Genomic DNA, 14200 nt, shown 5'->3' on the forward strand with positions numbered 1-14200 from the left:
GCGGATGCCTTCACCGACCAGAACACCTCGTCCAGCTTCTACCGCGCCGAGATCATGCTCGACGAGGGCCAGATCGAAAGGCTGCCCGAGGGCTCGACCCTGGTACCTGGGATGCCGGTCGAGGCCTTCCTGCGCACCGCGGATCGTACGCCGCTCGCCTACCTGGTGAAACCCTTCACCGATTACTTCTCGAAGGCGTTCCGCGAGTAACCTCGGGAAGAACTTTTGATCAGGGGCCGCATCCATCTGGATCGCGGCCCCTTTTCTTTGCCACCGCTCGGGTCTAGCGTCCGCTCACATCCAAAGGAGGCCCCCATGACCGACATCACCGCCCGCCTTGAAGAGCTCGGCCTGACCCTGCCCGACGCCCCTGCCCCCGCGGCCAACTACGTGCCCTACGTACAGAGCGGCGCGATGCTCTACGTTTCGGGACAGATCAGCATGGACGAGAGCGGGCTGATCACCGGCAAGCTTGGCGAGACGCTGGATGTCGAGGCCGGCGCCAAGGCTGCGCAGCGCTGCGCCCTGGCGCTCATCGCCCAGGCCAAGGCGGCCTGCGGCGGCGACCTGTCGAAGCTCAAGCGCGTGGTGAAGCTGGTTGGCTTCGTCAACTCCACCCCCGAGTTCACCGACCAGCCCAAGGTGATCAACGGCGCCTCGGACCTGATGGTCGCGGTCTTCGGCAAGGCCGGCAAGCACGCCCGTTCCGCGGTCTCCGCGGCGGCGCTGCCCATGGGGGTGGCGGTCGAGATCGAAGCGGTCTTCGAGCTCGCCTGATGGCCGGACTGCCCGCCGCCTTCCTCGAGCGGCCCATCGCGCACCGTGCCCTGCACGACCTCGGGGTGGGCCGCCCCGAGAATTCCCGCGCCGCCATCTCCGCCGCCGTCGCGGCGGGCTACGGCGTCGAGATCGACCTGCAGCTCTCCTCCGACGGGGTGGCCATGGTGTTTCACGACGAGCGGCTCGAGCGGCTGACCGGCGCGCGCGGCCTGCTCGGCGCGCGAAATGCGGCCGAATTGTCCTCGCTGACGCTCAAGGGCGGCGAGGAGGGCATCCCGACGCTCGTCGAAGTCCTCGAGCTGGTCGCCGGCCGCGTGCCCCTGCTCATCGAGATCAAGGACCAGGATGGCGCGCTCGGTCCGGACGTCGGCACGCTGGAGAAGGCCGCGGCGGACGCGCTGCGCGGCTACGAGGGGCCCGTGGCGGTGATGTCCTTCAACCCCCACTCCATGGCCCGGATGGCGCGGCTCGCGCCGCAGGTGCCGCGCGGTTTGACCACCGACCGTTTCGACCCCGAGAACTGGTCCGGCGTCCCCGGCTGGCGTCTCGAGGAGCTGCGCGGCATCCCCGATTACGCCCGTACCGGTGCCTGCTTCATCTCGCACAGCTGGAAGGACCTCGCCGCGCCGCGCGTCGCCGAGCTGAAGGCACAAGGCGCCGCGATCCTCTGCTGGACCATCCGCACGCCCGAGCAGGAGGCACAGGCCCGCGCGGTGGCCCAGAACGTGACATTCGAGCAGTATCTCGCGTGAGCGTGTCTTGATCCCGGCCCCGCCGGGGTCAGATACTCCCGCAGATGACCCGAGCCGAGATCACCATATGACCGATCAGAGCCCCAGCCCGACCTCCGAGCCGACAGCGGGCGATACCATCGCCGTCAATGTTCTGACCTCGCTGGACCAGATCGCCGAGACCGACTGGGATGCCTGCGCCTGCCCCGAGGCGGCGGCGGGCGGGCGCCCCGACGATCCGTTCACCACCTGGCGCTTCCTGCGCGCACTTGAGCGCTCGGGCTCTGTCGGGCGCGGCACCGGCTGGGACCCGCGCTACCTGGTGGCGGAAAAGGCGGGGCGGATCATCGCCGTCGCCCCGCTCTACGCCAAGGGCCACAGCCAGGGCGAGTATATCTTCGACCACAGCTTCGCCCATGCCTACGAGCAGGCGGGCGGGCGCTACTATCCCAAGCTGCAGATCGCCGTGCCCTTCACCCCTGTCACCGGGCGGCGCTTCCTCACCCGCCCCGGTCACGAGGCCGAGGGCATGATGGCGCTGGTGCAGGGCGCGGTGCAGCTCACCGCCGAGAACGACCTGTCGTCATTGCACGTCACCTTCTGCACCGAGGGCGAGGCCATCGCCGGCGAGCGCATGGGCCTTTTGCGCCGCGTCACCCAGCAGTTCCACTGGCTGAACCGGGGCTACGATGATTTCGATGGTTTCCTCGCCGATCTCAGCTCGCGCAAGCGCAAGGCGATCCGCAAGGAACGGGCGCGGGCGCAGGCGTTCGGCGGCACCATCCACATGCTCACCGGCGATGAGATCGAGCCCGAACACTGGGACGCCTTCTGGGCCTTCTATCAGGACACCGGCGGGCGCAAGTGGGGCACGCCCTACCTCACCCGCGCCTTCTTCGACGAGGTCCATGAGACGATGCGCGGCGACGTCGCGCTGGTGATCTGCGAGCGCGAGGGGCAGCCGGTGGCCGGGGCGCTCAACTTCATCGGGCGAGACGCGCTCTTCGGCCGCTACTGGGGCTGTACCGAGGATCACCCCTGCCTGCACTTCGAGGCGTGCTATTACCGGGCCATCGATTTCGCCATCGCCCATGAGCTGTCCCGCGTCGAGGCTGGCGCGCAGGGCGAGCACAAGTTGGCGCGCGGTTACCTGCCGAGCCAGACGCATTCGCTGCACTGGTTCCCCGACAAGGGGTTTGCCCGCGCCGTCGCGCACTATCTGGAGGCCGAGGCACGGGCCGTGGACGAGGACATCGAGGTGCTCACCGCCTACGGGCCGTTCCGGAAAGACCACGGGAAGGACACCCAATGACAGAGAAACTCTCCGACACCGGCCGTGCGACCATGCTCGCCCCCCTGCTCGAGAACGGATGGGAGATGAACGCAGCGGAGGACACCCTCTGCAAGACCTTCGAATTCGCGGATTTCACCGAGGCGTTCGGTTGGATGACCCGCGCCGCGCTCTGGGCCGAGAAGTGGAACCACCACCCCGACTGGCGCAACGTCTACAAGACCGTCGAGGTCACGCTCACCACCCATGACGTGGGCGGTCTCAGCGCGCTCGACGCCAAGCTCGCGCGCAAGCTCGATTCGCTCTGAGCCATGGAGGAGAGGTGCTGCCATAGCGCCTCTCCCGCCGGAAAGGTCCCGACATTCGCATTTGGAACGAGAAGAAGGCCGGTTGCGCGTCTCCTCTTCCCAGATACGCAAATCCGGCGGCGGCAGACCCGCCGCCGGATGCTCTATTGCTCAGATCGCCGCCAGCAGCGCTTCGCCGCCGGACACCTCGCAGGTGCCGCGCCCGGTCTCTTCGTGGAACACTTTCACGATGCCATCCTCGACATACATCGCGTAGCGCTTCGAGCGGCGGATCAGCCCGGCGGGCTCGGCGGTGAACTCCATGCCGATGGCCGAGGTGAAGGCCCCCTCCGCATCCGCGAGCATGGTCAGCCCGGCCTCGGTCGCACCGGTGGCCTCGCCCCAGGCCTTCATCACGAACGGATCGTTCACAGAGATGCAGATGATCTCGTGGACGCCCTTTTCATCGAAGCCCCCCTTGGCGCGGATGAAGCTCGGCACATGGGCCGACGAACAGGTCGGGGTGAAAGCGCCCGGCAGCGCGAAGATCACCACATTGCGGCCCGCTAGCTTCTCGCCAAGCGATACCTGTTCGGGGCCGGCCTCGCCCAGCGTCAGCAGCTCTGCCTCGGGCAGCCGGTCTCCAGCGGATAGCGCCATGCCGTTTTCTCCATCATTTGCGTTTCCGACAGGGCGAGATATAGGTTTCGCGCAAATCACGGGAAAGCGGAAAAGAGGCCAGCCATGGGGCATGTTGTTGTGATCGGTGCGGGACAGGCCGCGGCCTCGCTTGTGGCGCGTCTGCGCGGCAAGGGCTTCGAGGGCGAGATCACCGTGATCGGCGCCGAGGCCGAGCCCCCCTACCAGCGCCCGCCACTGTCCAAGGCCTACCTGCTGGGAGAGATGGAGAAGGACCGGCTCTATCTCCGTCCGCGGACCTATTACGACGAGCAGACCATCTCGCTGATGCTGGGCGAGCCCGCGGTGTCAGTCGACACCCGGGCGCGGCATGTCATCGCCGGCGGCCACGAGATCGGCTATGACGAGCTGGTGTTCTGCACCGGCTCCGCCCCCCGCCGCCTGCCTGCCGCGATCGGCGGCGAGCTGGACGGCGTCTGCGTGGTGCGCGGCATTGCCGACGTGGACGCCATGCGCGCCCGTTTCACGGCAGGCGCCCGCGTGCTGATCGTCGGCGGCGGCTACATCGGCCTCGAGGCCGCGGCGGTGGCCTCCAAGCTCGGCCTGCAGGTGACGCTGGTGGAGATGGCCGACCGCATCTTGCAGCGCGTCGCCGCCCGCGAGACCTCGGACTGGTTCCGCGCCCTGCACAAGGGCCATGGCGTCGACCTGCGCGAGGGTGTCGGCCTCGGCAAGCTGGTCGGCGAGGACGGCAAGGTCACCGCGGCGGAGCTGACCGACGGCACCAGCTTGCCCATTGATTTCGTCATTGTCGGCGTCGGCATCCTGCCCGAGACCTCGGTCGCCGAGGCCGCGGGCATCGAGATCGAGAACGGCATCCGCACCGATGCCTTCGGCCGCTGCTCGGCGCGGCATGTCTGGGCCGCGGGCGATTGCGCCTCTTTCCCGATGGGCGATGCGCAGCTGCGGCTGGAAAGCGTCGGTAATGCCATCGACCAGGCCGAGGCGGTGGCGGACAACATCATGGGGGCCGAGGCGCCTTACCAGCCCAAGCCCTGGTTCTGGTCCGACCAGTACGACGTGAAGCTGCAGATCGCCGGGCTGAACGCCGGCTACGACAAGGTCGTGGTGCGCGATGGCGGCGCCGGGCCCGTCTCGCACTGGTATTACCGCGAGGGCCACCTCATCGCCCTCGACGCGATGAACGATCCGCGCGCCTACATGGTCGGCAAGCGACTGATCGAGGCCGGCAAGAGCGCCGATCCCGAGGTGGTTGCCGATGCGGGCAGCGATCTAAAGGCTCTGTTGAAGGCATGAGGATCATCGCCGGAGACTGGCGCGGCCGCGCGCTCACCGCCGTCGGCAAGGGCGATCCGGGCGCGCATCTGCGCCCCACCACCGACCGGGTGCGCGAGAGCCTGTTCAACATGCTCGGTGGCGGGCGCTTCGGCGAGCCCTTCGAGGGGGCGGTGGTGCTCGACCTCTTTGCCGGCACCGGCGCGCTGGGGCTCGAGGCGCTCTCGCGCGGTGCCACCTCGGCCACCTTCGTCGACGACGGGCGCGTTGCGCAGAAACTCATCAAGCAGAACATCCGCCTGCTCGGCTGCGCGGACCGTGCCCGGACGCTCTCGTGCAACGCCACCCGGCTGCCCCCGACCGACGCGCCCGCGACTCTGGTCTTTCTCGACCCGCCCTACGGGTTGAACCTCGGCGCCAAGGCGCTGGAGGCCGCGCGTGCGCAGGGCTGGCTTGCCCCCGAAGCACTGATCGTCTGGGAGGAAAGCGGCCCGCAAGAGGCGCCCGGAGGCTTTACCCTGCTCGACAGCCGCCGCTATGGCGACACCACGGTGACGCTGCTCGAAGCGCCCTGAAACCGCGCCTAAACTCTGCATCTGATCCGGGCTCAGTGGCCCGGCGGCGGGCCTTTGCCGCGAATTCGCGACCACTTGTCGCGCGGCCCCTGCGTTTCTATAACCGCGGCAACTCAAGGGGAGCCGTTTCATGCGTTTCGACCAGCGCCACCTTCTGGGCATCGAGCCCCTTCGTCCGGATGAAATAACAACGCTGCTCGATCTGGCCGAGCGCTACGTCACCCTGTCGCGCGCCCGCGACAAGCACGCCAATGCGCTGGCCGGGCTCACACAGATCAACATGTTCTTCGAGAACTCCACCCGCACCCAGTCCAGCTTCGAGCTGGCGGGCAAGCGGCTCGGGGCGGACGTGATGAACATGTCGATGCAGGCCAGCTCTATCAAGAAGGGCGAGACGCTGATCGACACGGCGCTGACGCTGAACGCCATGCACCCCGATCTGCTGGTCGTCCGCCACCCGCATTCCGGCGCGGTGGACCTGCTGGCGCAGAAGGTGAACTGCGCGGTGATCAACGCCGGCGACGGCCGGCACGAACACCCGACGCAGGCGCTTTTGGATGCGCTGACCATTCGCCGCGCCAAGGGCCGGCTGCACCGGCTGAACATCGCCATCTGCGGCGACATCGCCCATTCGCGCGTCGCGCGCTCGAACCTGCTGCTGCTGCACAAGATGGAGAACCGCATTCGTCTGGTCGGTCCGTCGACGCTGATGCCCGCAGGCATCGCCGACTTCGGCGCCGAGGTCTACGACGACATGGCCGAAGGGCTGAAGGACGTCGACGTGGTGATGATGCTGCGCCTGCAGAAGGAGCGCATGGACGGCGGTTTCATTCCGTCGGAGCGCGAATACTACCATCGCTGGGGACTGGATGCCGAGAAGCTGGCCCATGCCAAGCCCGACGCCATCGTCATGCACCCCGGTCCGATGAACCGCGGCGTCGAGATCGACGGCACCATCGCCGACGACATCAACCGCTCGGTGATCCAGGAACAAGTCGAGATGGGCGTCGCGGTGCGCATGGCCGCCATGGACCTTCTGGCCCGCAACCTGCGCGCCCGGCCCACCGAGCTGGCCGTCTGAGCGGGGCGCGGCATGACCAAGATGCACATCAACGGTTCGGTGGACGGCGAGGTTCGCCTCTTCCACCTCGATCTTCCAGCGGAAGCGGTCGAGCGCTTCACCACCCAGGCTGGCACCGGGGAGTTTCCGCTGCAATATGCGCTTGGCGCGCGCAAACTCCGACCCTCGCGGATCGACGTCGTCTCTATCCGCGATCTGGGAGAAATGCCCCTCTCGACCTATCTCGCCGAGGCCTATCAGGTCGGCGGCGAGGACTTTCGCCAGATGAAGCCGCGCATCGATGCGCTGAAAGGCCACGTGGTGGTCCTGCCGAGCGCGGCCTTCGATCACACCTCGCAGGACCTGACCATCTCGACCCCGCTGCGCTGGATCGGCACCTTCAAGGAAGCCGAAGGCGCGAGCCCGCGCGCTGGCAAGCTGCGCAGCGCCGGAGCGCGCGGCAGCATGGATCGTCCCGGCCCCGCCGCCCCCGAGCCGCGCAGCCGCGCGCTGACTTATGCTCTTCTGGGGCTCGGCGTGCTGGTGGTGCTGGTGCTTGCCGCCCTCTTCAGGGCCAACTGATGCGCCCCTCCACCGCCCTGCAAATGACCCCGCTTCCCGGAGCCCCCGAATGAAAGACACGCTGCTCTACAACGCCCGGCTGATCGACCCCGAGGCCGGGACCGTCGCGGAAGGCGCGCTTCTGCTTTCAGGCGGTCGCATCAAGGCCGTGGTCACCTCTGCTGACGAGATCACCACGCTGATCGGGCAGACCGAGGCGCAGGACCTGAACGGGGCCCATGTCGCGCCGGGCATCGTCGATCTTGGCGTCAAGGTGGGCGAGCCGGGCGAGCGCCACAAGGAGAGCTTCAAGACCGCGGGCATGGCCGCCGCCGCCGGCGGCGTGACCACCATGATCACCCGCCCCGACACCGCGCCGGCGATCGACACGCCCGAGGTGCTGGAGTTCATCCGCCGCCGCGCCAATGAGACCGCGCCGGTGAACGTGCTGCCGATGGCCGCGCTGACCAAGGGCCGCGAGGGGCGCGAGATGACCGAGCTCGGCTTCCTGCTCGACGCCGGGGCCGTGGCCTTCACCGATTGCGACCGCGTGGTGACCGACACCAAGGTGCTCTCGCGCGCCATGGGCTACGCCCGCTCGCTGGGCGCGCTGGTCATGGGCCACCCGCAGGAGCCGATCCTGTCGAAGGGCGCCGCCGCCTCCTCAGGCAAGTTCGCCTCGCTGCGCGGCCTGCCCGCCGTGTCGCCGATGGCCGAACGGATGGGCCTTGACCGCGACATCGCGCTCGTCGAGATGACCGGCGTGCGCTACCACGCGGATCAGATCACCACATCGCGCGCGCTTCCCGCGCTGGAACGCGCGAAAAACAACGGCTTTGACGTGACGGCGGGCATCTCGATGCACCACCTCACGCTCAACGAGATGGACGTCGCCGACTACCGCACCTTCTTCAAGGTCAAGCCCCCACTGCGCTCCGAGGACGACCGGCAGGCGGTGCTCGAAGCGCTGCGCAGCGGGCTCATCGATGTGATCGGCTCGTTCCACGCCCCGCAGGACGAGGAATCCAAGCGCCTGCCCTTCGAGGAGGCCGCCTCGGGCGCGGTGGGTCTCGAGACCATGCTGCCGGTGCTCCTGCGGCTCTACCACGCCGGCGAGATCGACCTGCCGACGCTCTTCCGCGGGCTGTCGCTGAACCCGGCGAAACGGCTTGGCCTCGACTGCGGCCGCCTGAGCGCGGGCGCCCCGGCCGACCTTGTGGTCTTCGACGCCGACAAGCCCTTCATCCTCGACCGCTTCAAGCTGCAGTCGAAATCCAAGAACACCCCCTTTGACGGGGCGCGGCTGCAGGGCAAGGTGCTGCAGACCCTCGTCGCCGGAACCCCTGTCTGGAGCGCCTGACATGCTGCCCGAGATCACCTCTTCGGCCCCCGTGCTGATCCTCTGGGCTGTGCTGGGCTATCTGCTCGGCTCGATCCCCTTCGGCCTGCTGCTCACACGGGCAATGAACCTCGGCGATCTGCGCGCGATCGGCTCGGGCAATATCGGGGCGACCAACGTGCTGCGCACCGGCAACAAGGCGGCGGCGGCGGGCACGCTGATCCTCGACGGGGGCAAGGGTGCGGTGGCGGTGCTGCTGGCGCGCTGGCTGGCGGGCGAGGACGCGGCGCAGCTCGCAGGGCTTGCCGCGTTCCTCGGCCATTGCTTCCCGGCATGGCTCAAGTTCAAGGGTGGCAAGGGGGTGGCGACCTTCATCGGCCTTATCCTCGCATTGCACTGGCCGGTCGGGCTGATCACCTGCGCCACCTGGCTTGCGGGCGCGGCGATGTCGCGAATCTCGTCAATGGGCGCGCTGATCGCGGCGCTGCTCTCGACACTCTGGATGGTGCTTTTCGGCCAGATCGAGATGACCGCGCTGACGCTGGTCCTGACCGTGCTGATCTTCTGGCGCCACCGCGAGAACATCGACCGCATCCGCAAGGGAACCGAGTCGAAGATCGGCCAGAAGGGCTGATCCTCGGCAAGGTCGGCGTGGCCCGGCTTCGCGCCGGGCCGGCTTGGTCAGAGCTTCCCGCTCAGGTGCAGGTCGAGGTCCTCGATCCGGTCCTGCCCCCAGAACTTCTCCCCCTCCCCGGTGATCCAGAAGGGCGAGCCGAAGACTCCGGCGCCCACGGCCTCTTCGAGGTTGGCCGCATAGGTCTCGGCCCCGACCAGAAGCCCGCTGTCGGCCAGAGACGGATCGAAGCCATTCTCTTCTAGCGCGGCCCTGATCACCACATCCTCGGCGATGTCCTTCTCCTCGGCCCAGCAGTTTCGCAGCAGCGTCTGGATCAGACCGCCGACATCCCCGCCCCCAGCCTTCGCCGCCGCGATGATCGCATAGGACGAGGGCGCCGCGTTGGTCGGCCAGAACATCGGCTTGAGGTTCAGCGGCAGCCCGGCCTTCTTCGCCTGCCGCGGCAGGTCGAGGTTGCGGTAGTCGATCCGGGATTGATGGCGCTGCGCCAGAGGCGCGCCACCGGTGCGCGGAAACAGCGCCGTGATGTCGAAGGGCTTGTAGACCACTTCGGCACCATGCTTCGCCACGACCTCTTCGAACCGCGGTCCGGCGAGGTAGGCAAAGGGCGACAACATCGAAAAATAGTACTGGATTTGTGCCATGGGGTCACATGCCCTTCCGTGTATCTTTGCCCCACGCTAACTGCGTGTTAAGGCGACCGCAACGTCACGAATCTGTCATTCCGTAGCGCCGGAGCCTCCCAAATGCCCACTGTCATCGAACCCAAGCTCATCGCGGGTAATGCCAACAAGCCGCTGGCAAACGCCATCGCCCGCCGCATGTCGCTCTATCGCGGAGGCGCAGTCGGGCTCGTCGATGCGCGCGTCGAGCGGTTCAACGACCAGGAGATCTTCGTCGAGGTCTACGAGAACGTCCGCGGCGAGGACATGTACATCCTTCAGCCGACCTCGAACCCGGCGAACGACAACCTGATGGAGCTGCTGATCATGGCCGACGCGCTGCGCCGCTCCTCGGCCGCGCGGATCACCGCCGTCATTCCCTACTTCGGCTATGCCCGTCAGGACCGCCGCACCAAGGCGCGCACCCCGATCACCGCCAAGCTGGTCGCCAACATGATCCACGAGGCCGGCGTCGAGCGGGTGCTGACCATGGATCTCCACGCCGCACAGATCCAGGGCTTCTTCGACATCCCCGTCGACAACCTCTACGCCTCGCCGATCTTCGCGCTCGACATCGAGCATCAGTTCAAGGACTCGCTGCAGGACGTCATGGTGATCTCGCCGGACGTCGGCGGCGTGGCCCGCGCGCGCGAACTGGCCAAGCGGATCAACGCGCCGCTCGCCATCGTCGACAAGCGCCGCGAGAAGCCGGGCGAGATCGCCGAGATGACCGTGATCGGTGACGTCACCGGCAAGAAGTGCATCATCGTCGACGACATCTGCGACACCGCCGGCACGCTGTGCAAGGCCGCCGAGGTGCTGATGGACCACGGCGCCACCGAGGTGCACGCCTATATCACCCACGGCGTGCTGTCCGGCCCCGCCGTCGAACGCGTCACCAAGTCGGTGATGAAGTCGCTGGTCATCACCGACTCGATCGCCGCCACCGACTCCGTCGCCGCGGCGCCGAACATCCGCATCCTGCCGACCGCGCCGATCTTCGCGCAGGCAATCCTGAACATCTGGAACGGCACTTCGGTGTCCTCGCTGTTCGAGACCGAAGTGCTCGGCCCGATCTACGAAGGCATCCTCTGATGACCTCGCGCCCGCCGCTATTCCGGCGGGCGCGCCCCTCCGACCTTGATCAGATCGAAGCGATCATTGAGGCGGCCTATTCCCCCTACATCCCGCGCATGGGGCAAAAGCCCGGCCCGATGCTCGACGACTACGCGGCGCTGACCGCCGCCGAACGCGTCCACGTGGCCGAGCTGGACGGCGCAGTCGCCGGGGTGCTGGTGCTGCTGCCTCAGGCCGACGCGATGCTGCTCGACAATATTGCCGTTTCGCCGCAAGCACAGGGCAAGGGCCTCGGCCGCGCTCTGATGGACTTTGCCGAGGCCAAGGCGCACGCGGCGGGGCTAAACCGGATCCGGCTCTACACGAACCTGCTGATGACCGAAAATCTCGTGCTTTACCCGCGGCTCGGGTACCGTGAGACCGGTCGGGTCCACGAAAACGGTTTTGACCGGGTCTATTTCGAAAAACCTATCTAGGCGCCGCACCACGGTTTTTTCCCGACATGCAGAGCCTGCAAGGCGGGCTTCTCCTGATGTGGCTTGTGACTCGGGCCGGAAATCCCGATGTCAGCGCCACCACAAAATACCACGAAATCAGGAGGCCATCATGGCAACGACCGATATTCACAGTCTTCCGACCGAGACCCACCGCGGTGCGCTTGCCCGCATGATCGAACGCTTCACGCTCGCCCGCTCGCGCCGCGCCGAATACCATCGCGTTGTCCGCGAACTCGACGCCTTCAGCGACCGCGATCTGGCGGACATCGGGTTTCACCGCGCCAATATCCGCGACATCGCCTGGCAAGCCGCCTACGGCCGCTAAAGGCCGTAGCCCCTCTGCCGCGGGCTAGTCGATGAGCCAGTCATCCTCGCCCCGCACCTCTCCGATCGCCATCCAAGACAGACGCACGCGCGCCACGCGCGTGTCGGACCATGTGCGGAACACCATGTCGAACCCGGCTTCCGAGACGTTCTCGGCACCGAGATCGGCGCGGATGTTCCCGCCATTGTCGATATCCCAGAGCGACAGCGCGACCTGAACGTTCGGCGGGCTGGCGAAGCGCTCGGAAAAGGCAACCCAGCGCCTCCGTTCTCGTTCGCCCGAGCCGGTCCACATGTCGCCGCCGCTCTCGAACTCCGAAAACAGGTCTTCGTTGCCCTGCTCGATGCCGACCCAGGCGCCGCGCAATTTCCGCATCAGGTCTTTCCTCGTTCCACCGCCCCGCAGTCTTGTGCAACGGCGCTCGAAAGAAAACGGATATTCCTCCGCATCACGCTGTTTCCCCTGCACAAAAGCAAAAGGCCCCGCTCGCGCGGGGCCTTTGCTTGTCTCGAACGCCAGGCTCAGTAGTTGAGGTTGGCCGCTTTCGGGTCGAGCCCGATGTGCGTGCCCACCGCCACCATGTCCTGAAGCAGCTTGGCCGCCTCATCCACGGGGCCCGGCTCGTTCTCGGGAGCAGCTTCCTTCGCGGCCTTGTAGGCCATGACAGCTTCTTCCACGAGCGCGTCGTAGGTCGCCTGGTCCATGTCGCCATGCGGCACGGCCTTTTCGGCCAGCACGCTGACCGACTGACCGATCTCGGCAAAGCCGCCGGTGACGACGAACTCTTCGGTGCCGGTCTCGGTCTCGACCTTGAGGATGCCCGGACGCAGCGTGGTGATCATCGGCGCATGGTTGGGCATGGCCGTCAGATCGCCCTCGGTGCCCGGAATCTGCACTGCCTTGACGGCAGCCGACATCAGGTTGCGCTCGGGGCTCACCAGGTCGAATTGCATCGTTTCAGCCATTTGGGCCTCCGGTTACTGGGGGGCGCGAGGCCCCCCTCTGGTCTCAGGCTGCGTCAGCCGCCATTTTCTCGGCCTTCGCGAGCACCTCGTCGATGCCGCCGACCATGTAGAAGGCGCCTTCCGGCAGGTGGTCGTACTCACCGTTCACCACGGCCTTGAAGGACGAGATGGTGTCCTCGAGCGGAACCTGCACACCGTCGGAGCCGGTGAACACCTTTGCCACGTCGAACGGCTGGCTGAGGAAACGCTGGATTTTCCGGGCGCGGGCCACGGTCAGCTTGTCCTCTTCCGACAGTTCGTCCATGCCGAGGATCGCGATGATGTCCTGCAGCGACTTGTAGCGCTGGAGGATACCCTGCACGGCAAAGGCCACGTCGTAGTGTTCCTGGCCGACGACGGCCGGGTCCATCAGACGCGACGAGCTGTCGAGCGGGTCCACGGCGGGGTAGATGCCGAGTTCCGAGATGGCACGGTTGAGAACCGTCGTCGCGTCGAGGTGCGCGAAGGTCGTGGCCGGTGCCGGGTCGGTAAGGTCGTCCGCGGGAACGTAGACGGCCTGGATCGAGGTGATCGAGCCGTTCTTGGTCGAGGTGATGCGTTCCTGCATCGCGCCCATGTCGGTTGCCAGCGTCGGCTGGTAGCCCACAGCGGAGGGGATACGGCCGAGAAGTGCGGACACCTCGGAGCCGGCCTGCGTGAAGCGGAAGATGTTGTCGACGAAGAACAGAACGTCGGTACCGGACTGGTCACGGAACTGCTCGGCCAAGGTCAGGCCGGTCAGGGCGACGCGGGCACGGGCTCCCGGTGGCTCGTTCATCTGACCGTAGACCAGCGCCACCTGCGACTCCGACAGATTGTCGGGCTTGATGACGTTGGATTCGATCATCTCGTGGTAGAGGTCGTTGCCCTCACGGGTCCGCTCGCCAACACCGGCGAACACGGAGTAGCCCGAGTGCACCTTTGCGATGTTGTTGATCAGTTCCATGATGAGAACGGTCTTGCCCACGCCGGCGCCGCCGAAGAGGCCGATCTTGCCGCCCTTCGAGTAGGGCGCCAGCAGGTCGATGACCTTGATGCCGGTGACCAGGATTTCCGACTCGGTCGACTGTTCGTCGAACAGCGGAGCGGGCTGGTGGATGGCACGGGTTTCTTCGGCGTTCACCGGGCCCTGCTCGTCGACCGGCTCGCCGACGACGTTCAGGATGCGGCCGAGGGTCGCGTTGCCGACCGGCACCGAGATCGGGCCGCCGGTGTCTGCCACGGCCTGGCCGCGGACGAGACCTTCGGTTGCGTCCATCGCGATGGTGCGGACGGTGTTCTCACCCAGGTGCTGGGCGACTTCAAGAACCAGTTTCTTGCCGTCGTTTTCGGTGGTCAGCGCGTTCAGAATCTCGGGCAGGTGGTCGTCGAACTTCACGTCGACCACGGCGCCGATGACCTGGGTCACTTTGCCTTTTGCGTTTGCCATTTATCGTCTC

At 66.8% G+C, this 14200-nt stretch carries 18 protein-coding genes and 1 pseudogene; 14 read left to right on the forward strand and 5 right to left on the reverse strand.

What is annotated here, in order from left to right:
* The 5 genes and pseudogenes from G0D83_RS26520 to G0D83_RS26540 form a co-directional block, all read left to right on the forward strand.
* A pseudogene (locus G0D83_RS26520) lies at positions 1-210 on the forward strand (HlyD family type I secretion periplasmic adaptor subunit); the annotation flags it as partial.
* A gap of 105 nt (positions 211-315) precedes the next feature.
* Complete coding sequence (locus G0D83_RS26525) at positions 316-777, forward strand: RidA family protein (RefSeq protein ID WP_164197555.1); 462 nt, start codon at positions 316-318, stop codon at positions 775-777.
* Positions 774-1532, forward strand: coding sequence for a glycerophosphodiester phosphodiesterase family protein (locus tag G0D83_RS26530; RefSeq protein WP_164197722.1), 759 nt, complete (start codon positions 774-776; stop codon positions 1530-1532). The genes G0D83_RS26525 and G0D83_RS26530 overlap by 4 nt, the downstream gene beginning before the upstream one ends.
* A gap of 67 nt (positions 1533-1599) precedes the next feature.
* The gene (locus G0D83_RS26535) at positions 1600-2823 is read left to right on the forward strand and encodes a GNAT family N-acetyltransferase (protein WP_164197556.1); all 1224 of its coding nucleotides are present in this window, start codon (positions 1600-1602) and stop codon (positions 2821-2823) included.
* Complete coding sequence (locus tag G0D83_RS26540; RefSeq protein WP_164197557.1) at positions 2820-3110, forward strand: 4a-hydroxytetrahydrobiopterin dehydratase; 291 nt, start codon at positions 2820-2822, stop codon at positions 3108-3110. The genes G0D83_RS26535 and G0D83_RS26540 overlap by 4 nt, the downstream gene beginning before the upstream one ends.
* A gap of 150 nt (positions 3111-3260) precedes the next feature.
* Here the strand turns inward: G0D83_RS26540 and G0D83_RS26545 are convergent, their stop codons facing one another.
* Complete coding sequence (locus G0D83_RS26545) at positions 3261-3749, reverse strand: peroxiredoxin (RefSeq protein WP_164197558.1); 489 nt, start codon at positions 3747-3749, stop codon at positions 3261-3263.
* A gap of 84 nt (positions 3750-3833) precedes the next feature.
* Here G0D83_RS26545 and G0D83_RS26550 point away from each other — a divergent pair, with 84 nt between their 5' ends.
* The 6 genes from G0D83_RS26550 (at position 3834) to plsY (ending at position 9193) form a co-directional block, all read left to right on the forward strand.
* Complete coding sequence (locus G0D83_RS26550; RefSeq protein WP_164197559.1) at positions 3834-5045, forward strand: NAD(P)/FAD-dependent oxidoreductase; 1212 nt, start codon at positions 3834-3836, stop codon at positions 5043-5045.
* A complete protein-coding gene (rsmD, locus tag G0D83_RS26555; RefSeq protein WP_108964468.1) occupies positions 5042-5599 on the forward strand; it encodes a 16S rRNA (guanine(966)-N(2))-methyltransferase RsmD in 558 nt (185 codons plus the stop codon). Before G0D83_RS26550 ends, rsmD begins: the two co-directional genes overlap by 4 nt.
* Positions 5600-5729: 130 nt before the next feature.
* Entirely contained in the window at positions 5730-6680 is a 951-nt protein-coding gene (locus G0D83_RS26560) for an aspartate carbamoyltransferase catalytic subunit (RefSeq protein ID WP_108964467.1), read from the forward strand.
* Between the two features lie 12 nt (positions 6681-6692).
* Entirely contained in the window at positions 6693-7241 is a 549-nt protein-coding gene (locus G0D83_RS26565) for an aspartate carbamoyltransferase catalytic subunit (protein WP_164197560.1), read from the forward strand.
* Positions 7242-7290: 49 nt separating this feature from the next.
* Positions 7291-8580, forward strand: a complete 1290-nt coding sequence (pyrC, locus tag G0D83_RS26570) for a dihydroorotase (RefSeq protein ID WP_164197561.1) — start codon at positions 7291-7293, stop codon at positions 8578-8580.
* A gap of 1 nt (position 8581) precedes the next feature.
* Positions 8582-9193, forward strand: a complete 612-nt coding sequence (plsY, locus tag G0D83_RS26575; protein WP_164197562.1) for a glycerol-3-phosphate 1-O-acyltransferase PlsY — start codon at positions 8582-8584, stop codon at positions 9191-9193.
* 47 nt (positions 9194-9240) lie between these two features.
* Here the strand turns inward: plsY and G0D83_RS26580 are convergent, their stop codons facing one another.
* Positions 9241-9840 carry a 2-hydroxychromene-2-carboxylate isomerase gene (locus G0D83_RS26580; protein ID WP_108964464.1) on the reverse strand — a complete coding sequence of 200 codons (600 nt, stop codon included), beginning with the start codon at positions 9838-9840 and terminating at the stop codon, positions 9241-9243.
* A gap of 102 nt (positions 9841-9942) precedes the next feature.
* On the opposite strand from G0D83_RS26580, the gene G0D83_RS26585 reads away from it, so the two are divergent.
* The 3 genes from G0D83_RS26585 to G0D83_RS26595 all read left to right on the forward strand — a co-directional run bounded on the left by G0D83_RS26585 (position 9943) and on the right by G0D83_RS26595 (position 11757).
* Positions 9943-10953, forward strand: coding sequence for a ribose-phosphate pyrophosphokinase (locus G0D83_RS26585; RefSeq protein ID WP_164197563.1), 1011 nt, complete (start codon positions 9943-9945; stop codon positions 10951-10953).
* Positions 10953-11411, forward strand: coding sequence for a GNAT family N-acetyltransferase (locus tag G0D83_RS26590; RefSeq protein ID WP_164197564.1), 459 nt, complete (start codon positions 10953-10955; stop codon positions 11409-11411). Before G0D83_RS26585 ends, G0D83_RS26590 begins: the two co-directional genes overlap by 1 nt.
* A 130-nt stretch (positions 11412-11541) precedes the next feature.
* The gene (locus tag G0D83_RS26595) at positions 11542-11757 is read left to right on the forward strand and encodes a DUF1127 domain-containing protein (RefSeq protein ID WP_159099531.1); all 216 of its coding nucleotides are present in this window, start codon (positions 11542-11544) and stop codon (positions 11755-11757) included.
* A 24-nt stretch (positions 11758-11781) separates the two neighbouring features.
* Here the strand turns inward: G0D83_RS26595 and G0D83_RS26600 are convergent, their stop codons facing one another.
* The 3 genes from G0D83_RS26600 to atpD form a co-directional block, all read right to left on the reverse strand.
* Entirely contained in the window at positions 11782-12132 is a 351-nt protein-coding gene (locus tag G0D83_RS26600; protein WP_164197565.1) for an H-type lectin domain-containing protein, read from the reverse strand.
* A gap of 146 nt (positions 12133-12278) precedes the next feature.
* Positions 12279-12722, reverse strand: coding sequence for a F0F1 ATP synthase subunit epsilon (locus tag G0D83_RS26605; protein ID WP_108964459.1), 444 nt, complete (start codon positions 12720-12722; stop codon positions 12279-12281).
* A gap of 43 nt (positions 12723-12765) precedes the next feature.
* The gene (atpD, locus tag G0D83_RS26610) at positions 12766-14190 is read right to left on the reverse strand and encodes a F0F1 ATP synthase subunit beta (RefSeq protein ID WP_108964458.1); all 1425 of its coding nucleotides are present in this window, start codon (positions 14188-14190) and stop codon (positions 12766-12768) included.
* Positions 14191-14200: the final 10 nt, after the last annotated feature.

Origin of the sequence: Salipiger sp. PrR003 (assembly GCF_010500785.1) — a bacterium.
GTDB classification, from domain to species: Bacteria; Pseudomonadota; Alphaproteobacteria; order Rhodobacterales; family Rhodobacteraceae; genus Salipiger; species Salipiger pacificus_A.